This is a genomic window from Rhizobium sp. CBN3, assembly GCF_030518245.1.
Taxonomy (GTDB): Bacteria; Pseudomonadota; Alphaproteobacteria; order Rhizobiales; family Rhizobiaceae; genus Rhizobium; species Rhizobium aethiopicum_A.
Genome location: NZ_JAULSE010000004.1, coordinates 348,558 through 361,588 on the forward strand (window position 1 = coordinate 348,558; position 13,031 = coordinate 361,588).

Consider the following 13,031-nt stretch of genomic DNA (forward strand, 5'->3'; position numbering starts at 1 on the left):
AAAAGCTCAGTCTGAGGCGGATACGCTTGCCGAGCGCAGTCCGGTGTGACGGCCGAAGCCGGTGATGTTGCGGGCGCCTGCTAACAGCACCTTTGCATATTCGGCGAGCATGACCCGCATCGCGTTCGGGTCGGTAAACCAGTTGCGGGTCTTCAAATCCGAATTGACCACCGGATAGGGGATGAACTCGATGTCCGGATCGACATAGGAGAGTTCTGCGAGGCTGCGCGGCATGTGATAATTGTTCGTGACGACGAGAACGCTTCTGTATCCCCTGGCGTGGATCCAGTTGGAGGTTTCCTCGGCGTTGCCGATCGTGTCTATCGCATCATGGCCGATATCGACGCAGCAGGAGAAAAGATCGGCCGAGCCTTGCGTCATCTTGCGAATCTGCGCCGGCGTCGTCGTCGGGTGGACACCAGAGATCAGCAGTCGTTTGCCCGCCCCCTTCTGCAGCAATTCCACGGCCTGGTCGATGCGCTGGTAGCCGCCGGTCAGCACGACGATCGCGTCCGCCTTAGGCTCGACCGGGGGCTTGAGCGTGGTTACGGAATCGGCAAACCGCAGGAAGCCGCCGAACACCAGGGCGATTGCCAGAACGCAGCCAAAGCCGCCCCAGCGCAGCAGGCGGCGGATCAGGCCGCGCCGCGGCGGCAGGCCCGCCGGACGATCAAGCTCCGGGTCCTGCCGAATCGGATTGCGTGTCGTATCGCCCATGGTCATGAATCGTGATTATACGCTGATTGCGGCGCGGAACAGACGCTTTCACGATAAAACGGCATGGCACGATCAACTTGCGATGCCGTCGGTGCGCGTCGGGTCCGAACGCAATGTATCGATTTCATAGATCGTCCGCATGACGGTCAGCCGCGCCGTGACGGTCGTCAAGAGCGCGATGACGATCATCGTCGCGAAAATGCCGGCATAACCGAGTACACCAACGGAAAAGGTGCCAAACAGCGCCGTTGCCTGATCGGTTTCCGGTGTAGCCAGCGTGCGGCTCTGCCAGAAGCCGGCGCTAGCGAAGAAAAGAGCGGCAAGCGCGCTGCCGATCGCTGAGCCCTTGAGGCTGATCTTCAGAAAATGCTTCTGAAATTCAGTGGCGACGAAGGAGCTTTCGGCGCCGACGAAATGCAGCACTTCGACGATGTGCCGGTTGCCCGACAGCGCGCCGCGCGTGGCGAAGACGACGGTCAGCACCATGGCCGAGAAAACCAGGAGCAGGACGCCGGTGCCGATCAGCACCGTCGTGTGCGCCATGGAAACCAGCCGGTCGACCCAGGTGCGGTGATCGTCAAGGCTCGCCTGCGGGATGCTGTCCTTCAGGAGGCCCCGCATCGCATCGAAATCCGGCGGATTGTTTTCGTCGATCGTGATGACGACGAGACGGGGAACAGGCAAATCCTTGAGATCGAGACCGGGCCCGAGCCAGGGTTCGAGCAACCGGGCGGTGGCCGCTTCGTCGACGATCTGGCCACTCTTGGTGCCGACGAAGGTCAGCGCCAGGTCGCGTGCCTGCGTCAGCGCCTTTTCCATATCGAGATTGTCGTCCGGCTTGATCTGGATGGTGATCTCGCGGGAGATCTGACTCTCCCAGCTTGCCGCCGTCGAACGCACCATGCTGACGCCGCCGAGCGTCAGGCAGGCGAGAAAGGCCATGATCGATATGACCACCATCAGGGCGTTGCCCTGGATATTGGAGGGCGGCAGGATCGGCGCGGTCGGGCGCACGCGCATTTCCGGCCGCTTCTGCTGGGCGGCAGGCTGGGCCGACGCCTTCTCTCGGTTCCTGGACGGGGGCTCAGTCATAGATATCGAGATGCCCCTCCGAGAGGATCATACGGCGGGCTTCCACCTGTTCCATCAGCGTCAGGTCATGGGTGGCGATGACGACAGCCGTACCAAGCCGATTGAGTTCGAGGAAAAGATTGAGCAGGCGCCTCGCCATCGGCGGGTCGACATTGCCCGTCGGCTCGTCGGCCAGCAGGACCTCCGGCCGGTCCATCAGCGCCCGGGCGATAGCGGCGCGCTGCTTCTCCCCGCCGGAGAGGACCGGCGGCAGCACGTTGATGCGTTCGCCGAGCCCGACCCATTTCAAGAGTTCCAGAACATCGGTTTTGTAGGAGCTTTCCTCCTTGCCGCGCACCCGCAAGGGCAAAGCGACGTTTTCATAGGTCGTGAGATGGTCGAGCAGGCGGAAATCCTGGAAGACGATGCCGACGCGCCGCCGCAGCAGCGGCAGTTCCGGCCGGGGAATTTCGGAAATGTCGCGCCCGAACATGCGGATCAGGCCACGTGTCGGCTGCAGCGACATGAAGAGCAGCCGCAGCAGCGAGGTCTTGCCGGCACCGGATGGGCCCGTCAGGAACTGAAAGGATTTCTTCGGAATGTCGAAGGTCAGGTCCCGGAGGATTTCCGGGCCCATACCATAGCGCAAACCGACATTCTCGAAGTGGATCAACGGGCAGCTCAGTCTGTTCTTGGTTTCACCGCGCGACTTGTTAACCAACACCGTTAACAGCCGGTAAATTTTGCCGGAAAGACGCCCGTTTGATGGCAATCTTTGCGAAGCATTAACCATTAAAATTTACGACTGAGGAGGATTCGTTTCAATGCCAAGATTTCTTGCGGCAGCGAAACCATGTGGACATCTGCGAGGCAGCCACCGTGGAAGCATCCTCCTTCAGCCGCCGGACACCGGGCCAGGCCTATGATTTCCTGCCGCCCGAATCCGCACGCCGCCAGTATCGTTCAACACGTCCTGCTGATGTTTCCGACGCCGAATTCGTGACGGTCGGCAAAGCCCGGCCGAAGGACTTCAGCCCCAGGATCCATAACGACAACGGCAGGCGCATGGCGGCTGCGCGCGCCGCACGGCCGCCGCTCCTGCCGGCGATGGCTGCTTCCGCTCTGCGAAGGGCGGAATCCTGGCTGCAGCGGGCGTCGCTGCGCAGCTTCGCGGTGCTGGTACTGGCGCTCGCCGTGCTCGTTTTCGGCCTCGCAGGCGGCTTTTCCGGCCTTTCCGCCGCGGGCGCCTCCTCCGGAGCGCCGCTGCATTTCACCCATGTCACCGTGACGCCGCGCGATGCGAACGGCATGCGTGTGCTCGTCGTCAACGGCATCATCGAAAACGACAGCGGCACGACGCAGACGGTGCATCCGATCCGCGCCGATCTGGTGGCCGACGAACGGCTGACGGCAAGCGTCGTCATTGATCCGCCCGCCGACGTCATCTACGACGGCCAAAGCCGTGGCTTTTCGGCCCGAGTCCAGCACGCCGGCGGAAAATTGCCGGAGGTCCGGCTTTCCTTCCTGCCGTAGAAATGACCGGATTCGTAATGGCTTTCCGCCACAAGATGCGCCAATCCCGTTGATTTCATGATCGGCGAGGCTGTTTCAGGCGCGCATATGTGCTAACGGCTTACCCTTCTTTTCATGGAGCAAGCCTTTATGCCTGTCGTGCGCGGAAAAAATATCGAGCCGCTCTTCACCGCCGAGCAGATCGCGGAGCGCAATCATGCGATGGCGCGGGAGATCGCCAACGGCCCGACCAAGGACCTGCTCGTCATTGCCGTGCTCAAGGGCTCCTTCATCTTCGCCGCCGACCTGATCCGCGCCCTGCACGACACCGGGCTTGCTCCCGAGGTCGAGTTCATCACGCTGTCGAGTTACGGTACCGGCACGGTTTCGCAGGGCGTGCGCATCGTCAAGGATATCGATAGCGACGTGCATGGCCGAGACGTCCTCCTGATCGACGATATTCTCGAGTCCGGCCGGACGCTGCTGTTTGCCAAGGAGCTGCTCTTCGAACGTGGCGCGCGCAACGTGACGATCGCCGTGCTGCTCGACAAGCGGGTCAAGCGCAAGGAAAAGCTGGAGGCCGACTATGTCGGCTTCGAATGTCCCGATTACTTCGTCGTCGGCTACGGCATGGACGTTGCCTATGCGTTTCGCGAACTGCCCTTCGTCGGCGTGGTGACCGGCGACGCCTGAGGAATGCGGGCATCGCGTCATTGCCGCGTGAAGACGGGTTGTTAACCATCTCGTCCATCGCTTCGCCATCTTTACCGATCGAAAAGGAAAGTCTGGTGATTTCCGTCGCGGGGCTGAAGACGGAGCAATGCACATATGGCAAGAATTCTGATTACGGAAGACGAGGATTCCCTGCGGTCTTTCGTAGCCCGGGCCTTGCGGCTCGACGGTCACGAGACCGATGAGGCGGCTGACGGCGCCGAGGGGCTGGAGAAGCTGAAGGACGGGGTCTATGATCTGCTGCTGTCGGACATCCGCATGCCCGTGATGGACGGCATCGAACTCGCTCATCAGGCGAAGGACGCCTTCCCCGCTTTGAAGATTTTGCTGATGACCGGCTATGCCGAGCAGCGCGAGCGCGCCGACGATCTTGCAGAAAAAATCATCGACGTCGTCGCCAAGCCATTTGCGCTTCCCGATATACGCAAGGCCGTCGCCCGGGCGCTTGTCGCTTAAAGCGCGCGCCTATCTTTGACGGCGGTATGAGGCTTACTGGATGTCCAGAAGCCGTTCGAGATACCGCCGTTCCATTTCCTGTGGCGGATTGTTGCCGAGCTTCTCGCGAATCGCATCGAGAATTTCGCGTGCGCGCTGAACGTCGATTTCGTCAGGCACCTTCACGCCGTCATTGTCGATATAGCCGTTGCTCATGCGTGGCCGTCCCAACGGATCGCGGCCGTTCTGATCGCCCTGGCCGACCTGGCCGTTCGGGCCCTGTCCCTGCTGGCCCCGTTGCGCCTGCATCATCTGGTTCATCATGTCGCGGGCGCCCTGGCGAAGGGCTTCAAGCGCGCGGCCCTGGTTCTCGACGGCCGTGTCGCCGCGGCCCTGGCCGAGTTCGCGGCCGGCGCCATCCATCTCGCGTTGAGCCTGGCCGAAGCCTGGACCGGGCTTCATGCCCATTTCGCCGAGTTTCTTCTGCAATTCGCCGAGCTGCTTGCCGAGCGCATCCTGCTGGGCGCGCAACTGTTTCAGCGCTTCCCTGAGCTGCTCGGCGGTCATCTGGTCGGAAGGTTGCTGGCCCTGACCTTGCTGGCCCTGGCCTTGCTGCCCTTGTTGCTGATCCTGCGGCTCGCCATTCTCTCCCGGCATCATCTCGTCGAGCAGCGGATCGTTTTCGCCCATATCGGATTCGCCACGCTGCATACGGTCCTTGAGCTGCTGATCGAGGCGGAAGGTTTCTTCCATCAGCTTCTGCTGATCGCGCAGGATCTCGCCGAGCTTGTCGATCTGCTTGCGGGCTTCGCTGTTTTCCTGACCCTGCTGGCCCCGCTGCGGCCGGCCGGCCTGCAGGTTGTTCATCATGCGCTGCAATTCCGACAGCATCTGCTGTGCCGCGTCGCGATTGCCCGAGCGGGCGAGATTCTCGATCTGGTCCATCATCCGTTCCAGATCCTGCTGGCGCAGGATGTTCTGCGCATTCTGGTTCGGCTGCATCGTCGGGGCGTTCTGCATGCGTTCGGCAAGCTCGCTCAGGTAATCCTGCATCGCCTTGCGCAGCTCATCCATCAGCTTCTTGATCTCTTCGTCGGGCGCGTTGCGGTCCAATGCGTCGGCAAGCTTCTGCTGGGCTTCGCGCAGCTTGCGCTCGGCAAGCGAAAGATCGCCGTCCTCCATGCCGAGCGCAATCTCCCAGAGATACTGGGCGGTATCCTTCAGCGCCTCCTCGTCCTTTGCCAGCTTCATGCGGGCCAAGGCCGATTCCAGCAGCAGGTAGTTGGTGAGCTTGGGGATGGTCTCCTCGGGACGGATGGTCAGCGCCTCGTTCAGCGCGATCGCCTGCGGCATCTTACGGGTATCGAGCGCGAAAACCTGCCGTTCCTCGGCGACAGCTGCGGCAAGCGGCTCGTTGAAGGGCCGCGACGGCAGCGTCATTTCGTAGGGTGGGCTGCGGCCGGTCTGGCCAGCGGCATCCTTGGCGACGAGGGTAATGCGCACCGGCTTGCCGGCAAGCGGATGTTCGGTCAGATTCCGGCTGGTCACGCCCTTGGCGTCGCGGGCGTTGCGGCGGGGGATATCCAGCCGGTACTCCGGCAGCGGATAGAGCGGCGTCGCCGCCGGATCGTTTTCCATAGGAACGATCTCGGCATGGCCCTCCTGGACGCCATAGTCGTCCTTGACGGTGAAGCCGATTTCCAGCGCGCCGTTGACGCTTACCTTCGGCATGCCGTCAAAGGCGATTTCAGGCGCCTTGTCAGGCAGCACGTCGAAGCTCCAGCGGCGACCATTGACCTCGAGCGCGCCGTTTTCCTCAAGCTTCATCACATGCGTCTGCGCGATGAGGGCATTGTTGGCAGGCGCGCCGGTCGTCGGCTGCTCGTTGGCAGGTGCGGGCGCCTGCTGCGGCCTTGCGTCGGCCTGTACGGCGATATCCCGCGCCTCGCCGTTCGCCTTGCGGAACACGACCTTTTCGGCCGTCTTTCCGCCGCTGACGCGCACGGTGAGACCGGAAAACTGCGGGATGCCGATCGGCGCCTGTTCGCTGCCGTCGGCGGTCAAGTAAATCGGCGCGCGACCGGTATAGGAGGGCGGCGTCACCCAGGCGTCGATGCGCACCGCCGGATCGACCGCCACCTGCTCGGGCGCTGACTGCAATGCGTCACTGATCGAGCCGCCGTTGAGCGACAGCGAATAGCCAAAAGCGGTGACGAGCAGCAGAGCAGGGATGGCGCGCAGGGCGAAGCGGTCATGTGCGGCGATATCAGGCCGCGGCATGCCGGCATCGAGTGCTGCGATCTTTTCGGCCATGCGCACCTGGTGCTCACGCCAAAGTGCCCGCGAAAAGGGCGTGTCGTAGGCCGGCTCGTCTTCCTGGACGGCAACCGGCTGGTGCGGCAGGCCGTTGCGCTCTTCCAGCATGCGATCGGCTTCAGCGGTTTTCGGCCAGCGCAGAAGGCGGAAGGGGACAAGCGAGACGAGGAACGCCGCGGCAAAGGCGATCAGCAGCAGGATGCGCAGCCAGTCCGGCACGTTGCGGAAGATGCCGAACCACGAGGCTGAGAGGTAAATGGCGACGATGCAGAGGACCGGCATCAGCAGCGGCAGCAGTTGCTCGAAGAAGAGCACGGTGCGCGCCAGCAGGCGTTTCGTCGTTACCAGCCGGGCAAGCGAGGGACGGAGCGCGAATGCACCCTTCCTCTGCCTTGAGGGGCTTGTCATCGGTCCGGTCTCCGCGATCTGGCGTTCTGGTACAGAGGGCGCTTCCGGCGATTGCGGGGCAATACGCTCATGAACGAAAGGATAACATTCTTTGTGGCGAAGGCGAGGGCGAACGGGCAGGAATACCGCCTTTTCACGTTTATTCGCCGAAAAGTGATGTTGCCGCTAAAGCGCGTCGCGATCTTTCAGATTCGCTTCTTGCGCTTTAGCTCTTTGTTTTAGGCATGTCGTTATCGCAAAACCGCTTCACACTTTTGCGCGGCATTCTAGTCGAGCCAGGCCGGAACGGAATCGAGGCTGATCAGCTCGGCATAGGTCCTACGCGGGCGAATCACATGAAAATCGCTGCCCTTGACCAGAACCTCGGGCACCAGCAGACGGCTGTTATAGGTGCCGGCCTGTACCGCGCCATAGGCGCCGGCAGTGCTGACGGCCATCAGGTCGCCGGGCTTCGGCATCGCCATTTCGCGGTCGAGCGCCAAATAATCGCCGGTCTCACAAACGGGGCCGACCACGTCGGCGCGGATGCGCGGCGCGTTTGCTGCCGAAATCGTCACCGGGCGGATCTCGTGATAGGCCTCGTAGAGTGTCGGGCGGATGAGGTCGTTCATCGCACCGTCGACGATGACGAAGGTCTTCTCGCCGCCGTCCTTCACATAAAGAACTTCGGTCACGAGGATGCCGGCATTGCCGACGATCAGACGACCGGGTTCGGTGACGATCTTGCAGTTCAGGCCGCGCAGCTGGTTCTTGACGACCGCCGCATAGGCATCGGGCAGCGGCGGCGGATTGTTGTCGTCCTTGTAGGGAACGCCGAGACCGCCGCCGATGTCGACGTGATGAATGGAGTGGCCGTCGGCACGCAACGTCGCGACGAGATCGCGCAGTAGCTTAAAGGCGTCGTCGAAGGGCTGCAGCTCGGTGATCTGGCTGCCGATATGCATGTCGATGCCGTTGACATCGATCCCCGGAAGCTTGGCGGCATGGGCATAGATGGCGCGGGCGCGATCCCAGGAGATGCCGAACTTGTTTTCCTTCTTACCGGTCGAGATCTTCGCATGTGTCTTGGCATCGACATCCGGATTGATGCGGAAGGAGACCGGCGCTTTCTTGCCGGTGTTGATCGCGCGCTGATTGAGAATCTCGAGCTCAGGCTCGGATTCGACGTTGAAGCAGTAGATGCCGGCCTCAAGCGCGAAATCCATCTCCTGCGGCGTCTTGCCGACGCCCGAAAACATGATGCGGTTCGCCGGAATGCCGGCGGCAAGCGCGCGGCGCAGTTCTCCTTCCGAGACGACGTCGATGCCGGCGCCCAGGCGCCCCAGGGTCTTCAGCACGGCCTGGTTCGAGTTCGCCTTCATCGCGTAGCAGACCATGGAGTCGACATCGGCGAAGGCTTCCGAGAAGACGCGATAGTGGCGCTCCAGCGTTGCCGTGGAATAGACGTAGAACGGCGTGCCGACCGCCTTGGCGATCTCGGGAACGGAGACGTCCTCGGCGTAAAGGATGCCGTCGCGGTAATCGAAATGGTTCACGGGGTGCGCGCCTTAAAGGAGGGGGTCAAGAAGAAAGGGCTTGTCAACGGTGCCGGGCTGTTTCGTCGGCTTGGAAACGTCGCCTTCCTTCGTCGCCGCAGCACTCGGCGGATCGAGATCGCCCTTGCGTCCGCATCCGGCAACGGCAAGGCCGATGACGGCGAGCACCGCCGTCAGGCGGATGAGGTGCGGCAAGCTCTTCTGCATGGATATCCTCTTGTGCGGCGTATGGCTGATATCATTCATATCGAACGACGGGATCTTCATAGCGAAGTTTATCCGCCTTGTGCACCCTGATTGTTGGACGGCCTTTCCCCGCTTGCAGGAAGGGGGAGGCGGCTTTCAGCCTCCCGCTATCTCTCAATTGCGGGCGCGCCAGAAGGCGATCTGCTTGCGTACCTCGGAGGGCGCCGTGCCGCCGAAGCTCTTGCGGCTGGCGACCGAGGCTTCCACCGTCAACACGTCGTAGACCTTGTCGGTGATTGCGGAATGGATGGCCTGCAGGTCGGAGAGCGGCAGCTCGGCAAGATCGCAGCCCTTGCTTTCGGCGAGCGCCACGGCGCGGCCGGTGACGTGATGGGCATCACGGAAGGGCAGGCCCGCTTCGCGCACCAGCCAATCGGCAAGATCGGTCGCCGTCGAAAAGCCGGAGCCGGCCGCCGCCTTCATGCGCGCTGTGTTGACGGCCATGTCGCGCACCATGCCGGTCATGGCGGCGATCGCCAGCTCCAGGCTCTCGGCGGCGTCGAAGACCTGCTCCTTGTCCTCCTGCATGTCCTTGGAATAGGCGAGCGGCAGGCCCTTCATGATCGTCAGCAGTGCGATCAGCGAGCCGTTGATGCGGCCGGTCTTGGCGCGCACCAGTTCGGCCGCATCGGGGTTCTTCTTCTGCGGCATGATCGAGGAGCCGGTCGAGAAGGCGTCCGACAGGCGCACGAAGCCGAATTGCGGGGTCGACCAGATGACGATCTCTTCCGCGAGGCGCGACATATGCATGCCTGTAATCGCGGCGATCGACAGGAATTCGATGGCGAAGTCGCGGTCGGAGACGGTGTCGATGGAGTTGCGGGTGGGCTCACGGAAACCCAGTGCCTTGGCCGTCATATGTCGATCGATCGGATAGCCGGTGCCGGCAAGGGCGGCCGCGCCGATCGGGCTTTCGTCCAGATGTTCGATGGCGTGGCGCACACGCGAGCGGTCACGGCCGAACATTTCGACATAGGCCATGCAATGATGGCCGAAGGTGACGGGCTGGGCGGTCTGCAGATGGGTGAAGCCCGGCATGACGCTTTCGGCATGTTCCTCGGCGCGGTCGAGGAACGCCGCGATCAGACCGGTCAGCATCCGTTCGGTCTTCTCAAGCTCTTCCTTCACCCAGAGGCGGAAATCGAGCGCCACCTGATCGTTGCGCGAGCGAGCGGTGTGCAGCCGGCCGGCCGCCGGACCGATCAGCGTCCCCAGGCGTGCTTCGATATTCATGTGGATGTCTTCGAGCCGGCGCGAGAATTCGAAATTGCCGCTTTCGATTTCTGACAGGATCGTGTTTAGCCCGTGAACGATCTTGTCCTTATCGTCTGATGAGATGATCCCCTGATGGGCGAGCATGGTCGCATGGGCGACGGAACCACGGATATCCTGGGCGAATAGCTTCTTGTCGAAACCGATCGAGGCATTTATCTCCTCCATGATCGCGTCCGGGCCGGAGGCGAAGCGACCACCCCACATCTGGTTGGAGGATTTGGTGTCCGTGTTGTTCTCGGCCATAAGATGCCCGTCCTGGAGAATGAAATGACGACGAAAAAACCCTTCGGCCTGCCGTCCGGAAAACTGATCGCAATCGCCGCCGTTGCAGGTGTCGTTGCAGGTGCGGCAGCGGTATACGTGAAGGAGACGGGCATTGGCAATGGCATCGGCAGCAGCGCTTCGGCCGAATGCCCGCTGGCAAAGGAGCGCGCTGCCAATCTGACGCCGCTCATGAAGGGGCAGGTCGCCGCCATGGTTGCCGCCAGCGAGCCGCGCAAACTGACCACGGTTTCCTTCAACGGACCGGATGGCAAACCGCTGACGCTCGATCATTTCGCCGGCAAGACCGTGCTGCTCAATCTTTGGGCGACATGGTGCGTCCCCTGCCGCGAGGAGATGCCGGCGCTGAACGCGCTGGAAAAGGAGATGGGCAGCGACAAGTTCCAGGTCGTGCCGGTCAATATCGACACTGGCGACGATGAAAAGCCGAAGACTTTCCTTGCCGAGACCGGTGTCGATGCGCTGCAGCTTTACCGCGACAATACGATCGGCGTCTTCAACAGCCTGAAGAAGGAAGGTCTCGCTTTCGGCCTGCCGGTGACGCTGTTGCTCGACGACAAGGGCTGCCTGATTTCCGCCATGAATGGGCCTGCCGCCTGGGACAGCGAAGATGCCAAGGCGCTGATCAAGGGTGCAATCGGGTCGTGAGGATATCGCTCAATCCCCATCGCCTCTTATGAGGAAGACGCCTGCGAGTCCGATCAGGACGCAACATTGCAGCAGGAACATGGGTGTTTCGGTCGACATGGCATTCCTCCCGTTCCCGGCAAGGAAAGCATTTCGCGGGCGTGCGGTCCATTCGCCCTTTCTGATGATGTCTGCTTACCGCGTCGGCACGGGCACTTCGCCACGATAATCGTAGAAGCCGCGGCCGGATTTGCGTCCGAGCCAGCCGGCTTCGACATATTTCACCAGCAGCGGGCAGGGGCGATATTTCGAGTCCGCCAGGCCGTCATGCAGCACCTGCATGATTGACAGGCAGGTGTCGAGGCCGATGAAATCGGCAAGCTGCAGCGGCCCCATCGGGTGGTTGGCGCCGAGCTTCATCGCCGTGTCGATGGCGTCGACGGTGCCGACACCTTCGTAGAGGGTATAGATCGCCTCGTTGATCATCGGCAACAGGATGCGGTTGACGATGAAGGCCGGGAAGTCCTCGGCGACGGTGACGGTCTTCTCCAGCGAGCCGACGAACTCCTTGGCGGCGGTGAAGGTCTTCTCATCGGTCGCAATTCCACGCACCAGCTCGACCAGCTTCATCACCGGCACCGGGTTCATGAAATGTATGCCCATGAAGCGCTCGGCGCGGTCGGTGGCGGCAGCAAGACGGGTGATGGAAAGGGAAGAGGTGTTGGTGGCCAGCAGCGCTTCCGGCTTCATCACCGGACAAACCTGGCTATAAATCTTGCGCTTGACGCTTTCGTCCTCGGTGGCCGCCTCGATGACGAGATCGGACGGGGCGAGATCGTTGACATCGGCGGAGCCTGATATGCGCGACAAGGTCGCCTTGCGTTCCTCGTCGGTCATCTTGCCGTTCGTCACCAGGCGGGCGAGATTGCCGTTGATGGTGGCGAGGCCGGATTCGATGCGGTCCTGCGAGAGATCATAGATGTGAACCCTGTAACCTGCGGCGGCCGAAACATGCGCGATGCCGCAGCCCATCTGGCCGGCACCGATAATACCAATATTCTTCAACACCGCATTCATCTCCAAACCCCCGCTCGGCAGTCGCCCCCGCGTTGCCGTATTATATTAGCAATACTGCCGGACGAAAGATCGCCCGGCAGTAAGTAGTAGACCGATAAAAGACAATTTTCCAGTCATTCGCAAGTGCGAAAGAAAGGCATTTGCCTCGCTCAGAGCGCCTTTTGCAGTTCCGGCAGGGCGTCGAAGAGATCGGCGACGAGGCCATAGTCGGCGACCTGGAAGATCGGCGCTTCCTCGTCCTTGTTGATGGCGACGATCACCTTACTATCCTTCATGCCGGCCAGATGCTGGATGGCGCCGGAGATGCCGCAGGCGATATAGAGATCGGGCGCCACCACCTTGCCGGTCTGACCGACCTGCCAGTCGTTCGGGGCATAACCGGCATCGACGGCGGCACGGCTTGCGCCGACGGCGGCGCCGAGCTTGTCGGCAACCGGCAGGATGATCTCCTTGAACTTCTCGGCCGAGCCGAGCGCCCGGCCGCCCGAGATGATCACCTTGGCCGAGGTCAGTTCCGGACGTTCCGAGGCCGACAGCGCATCGGAGACGAACCGCGACAGGCCCGGATCGGAGACGGCCGGGATCGCCTCGACCGTTGCCGAACCGCCTTCAGCCGCGGAAGCGAAGGAGGCTGTGCGCACGGTGATCACCTTTTTGGTATCGCTGGCCTGCACCGTCTGGATGGCGTTGCCGGCATAGATCGGCCGCTTGAAGGTATCGGCGGAGACGACCTCGATGATCTCCGAGACCTGGGCGACGTCGAGCAGTGCCGCCACCCGCGGCAGCACCGTCTTGCCG

General features: G+C 62.1%; 13 protein-coding genes. 4 read left to right on the plus strand and 9 right to left on the minus strand.

Annotation, left to right across the window (positions count from 1 at the left end; genetic code table 11):
• Positions 1-6: 6 nt before the first annotated feature.
• From QWJ46_RS09495 to ftsE, 3 genes are all read right to left on the minus strand, one after another.
• Positions 7-723 carry a YdcF family protein gene (locus tag QWJ46_RS09495; RefSeq protein ID WP_302750866.1) on the minus strand — a complete coding sequence of 239 codons (717 nt, stop codon included), beginning with the start codon at positions 721-723 and terminating at the stop codon, positions 7-9.
• Positions 724-789: 66 nt separating this feature from the next.
• A complete protein-coding gene (locus QWJ46_RS09500) occupies positions 790-1,809 on the minus strand; it encodes an ABC transporter permease (RefSeq protein ID WP_302750867.1) in 1,020 nt (339 codons plus the stop codon).
• Entirely contained in the window at positions 1,802-2,461 is a 660-nt protein-coding gene (gene ftsE, locus QWJ46_RS09505) for a cell division ATP-binding protein FtsE (protein WP_064805284.1), read from the minus strand. The genes QWJ46_RS09500 and ftsE overlap by 8 nt, the downstream gene beginning before the upstream one ends.
• A gap of 206 nt (positions 2,462-2,667) precedes the next feature.
• Between ftsE and QWJ46_RS09510 the strand changes: the two genes are divergently transcribed.
• The 3 genes from QWJ46_RS09510 (at position 2,668) to QWJ46_RS09520 (ending at position 4,488) form a co-directional block, all read left to right on the plus strand.
• Positions 2,668-3,321 (plus strand): hypothetical protein, encoded by a 654-nt coding sequence (locus QWJ46_RS09510; protein ID WP_302750868.1) that lies wholly within the window; start codon positions 2,668-2,670, stop codon positions 3,319-3,321.
• Between the two features lie 129 nt (positions 3,322-3,450).
• On the plus strand, positions 3,451-3,993 hold the full coding sequence (hpt, locus tag QWJ46_RS09515) for a hypoxanthine phosphoribosyltransferase (protein WP_064805282.1): 543 nt from the start codon (positions 3,451-3,453) through the stop codon (positions 3,991-3,993).
• 135 nt (positions 3,994-4,128) lie between these two features.
• Positions 4,129-4,488, plus strand: a complete 360-nt coding sequence (locus QWJ46_RS09520; RefSeq protein ID WP_010028815.1) for a response regulator — start codon at positions 4,129-4,131, stop codon at positions 4,486-4,488.
• A gap of 33 nt (positions 4,489-4,521) precedes the next feature.
• Here the strand turns inward: QWJ46_RS09520 and QWJ46_RS09525 are convergent, their stop codons facing one another.
• From QWJ46_RS09525 to argH, 4 genes are all read right to left on the minus strand, one after another.
• Entirely contained in the window at positions 4,522-7,191 is a 2,670-nt protein-coding gene (locus QWJ46_RS09525) for a TIGR02302 family protein (protein WP_302750869.1), read from the minus strand.
• A 266-nt stretch (positions 7,192-7,457) separates the two neighbouring features.
• A complete protein-coding gene (gene lysA, locus QWJ46_RS09530) occupies positions 7,458-8,726 on the minus strand; it encodes a diaminopimelate decarboxylase (protein WP_302750870.1) in 1,269 nt (422 codons plus the stop codon).
• Between the two features lie 12 nt (positions 8,727-8,738).
• Complete coding sequence (locus QWJ46_RS09535) at positions 8,739-8,933, minus strand: lipoprotein (RefSeq protein WP_003582619.1); 195 nt, start codon at positions 8,931-8,933, stop codon at positions 8,739-8,741.
• A 153-nt stretch (positions 8,934-9,086) separates the two neighbouring features.
• Entirely contained in the window at positions 9,087-10,490 is a 1,404-nt protein-coding gene (gene argH, locus QWJ46_RS09540; RefSeq protein WP_302750871.1) for an argininosuccinate lyase, read from the minus strand.
• Between the two features lie 24 nt (positions 10,491-10,514).
• On the opposite strand from argH, the gene QWJ46_RS09545 reads away from it, so the two are divergent.
• Positions 10,515-11,177 carry a TlpA disulfide reductase family protein gene (locus QWJ46_RS09545; protein WP_302750873.1) on the plus strand — a complete coding sequence of 221 codons (663 nt, stop codon included), beginning with the start codon at positions 10,515-10,517 and terminating at the stop codon, positions 11,175-11,177.
• Positions 11,178-11,351: 174 nt separating this feature from the next.
• Here QWJ46_RS09545 and QWJ46_RS09550 read toward each other — a convergent pair whose 3' ends face one another.
• Positions 11,352-12,233 (minus strand): 3-hydroxybutyryl-CoA dehydrogenase, encoded by an 882-nt coding sequence (locus QWJ46_RS09550; RefSeq protein WP_064805274.1) that lies wholly within the window; start codon positions 12,231-12,233, stop codon positions 11,352-11,354.
• Between the two features lie 149 nt (positions 12,234-12,382).
• A partial coding sequence (locus QWJ46_RS09555; RefSeq protein WP_302750874.1) for an electron transfer flavoprotein subunit alpha/FixB family protein occupies positions 12,383-13,031 on the minus strand: 649 nt, incomplete at its 5' end.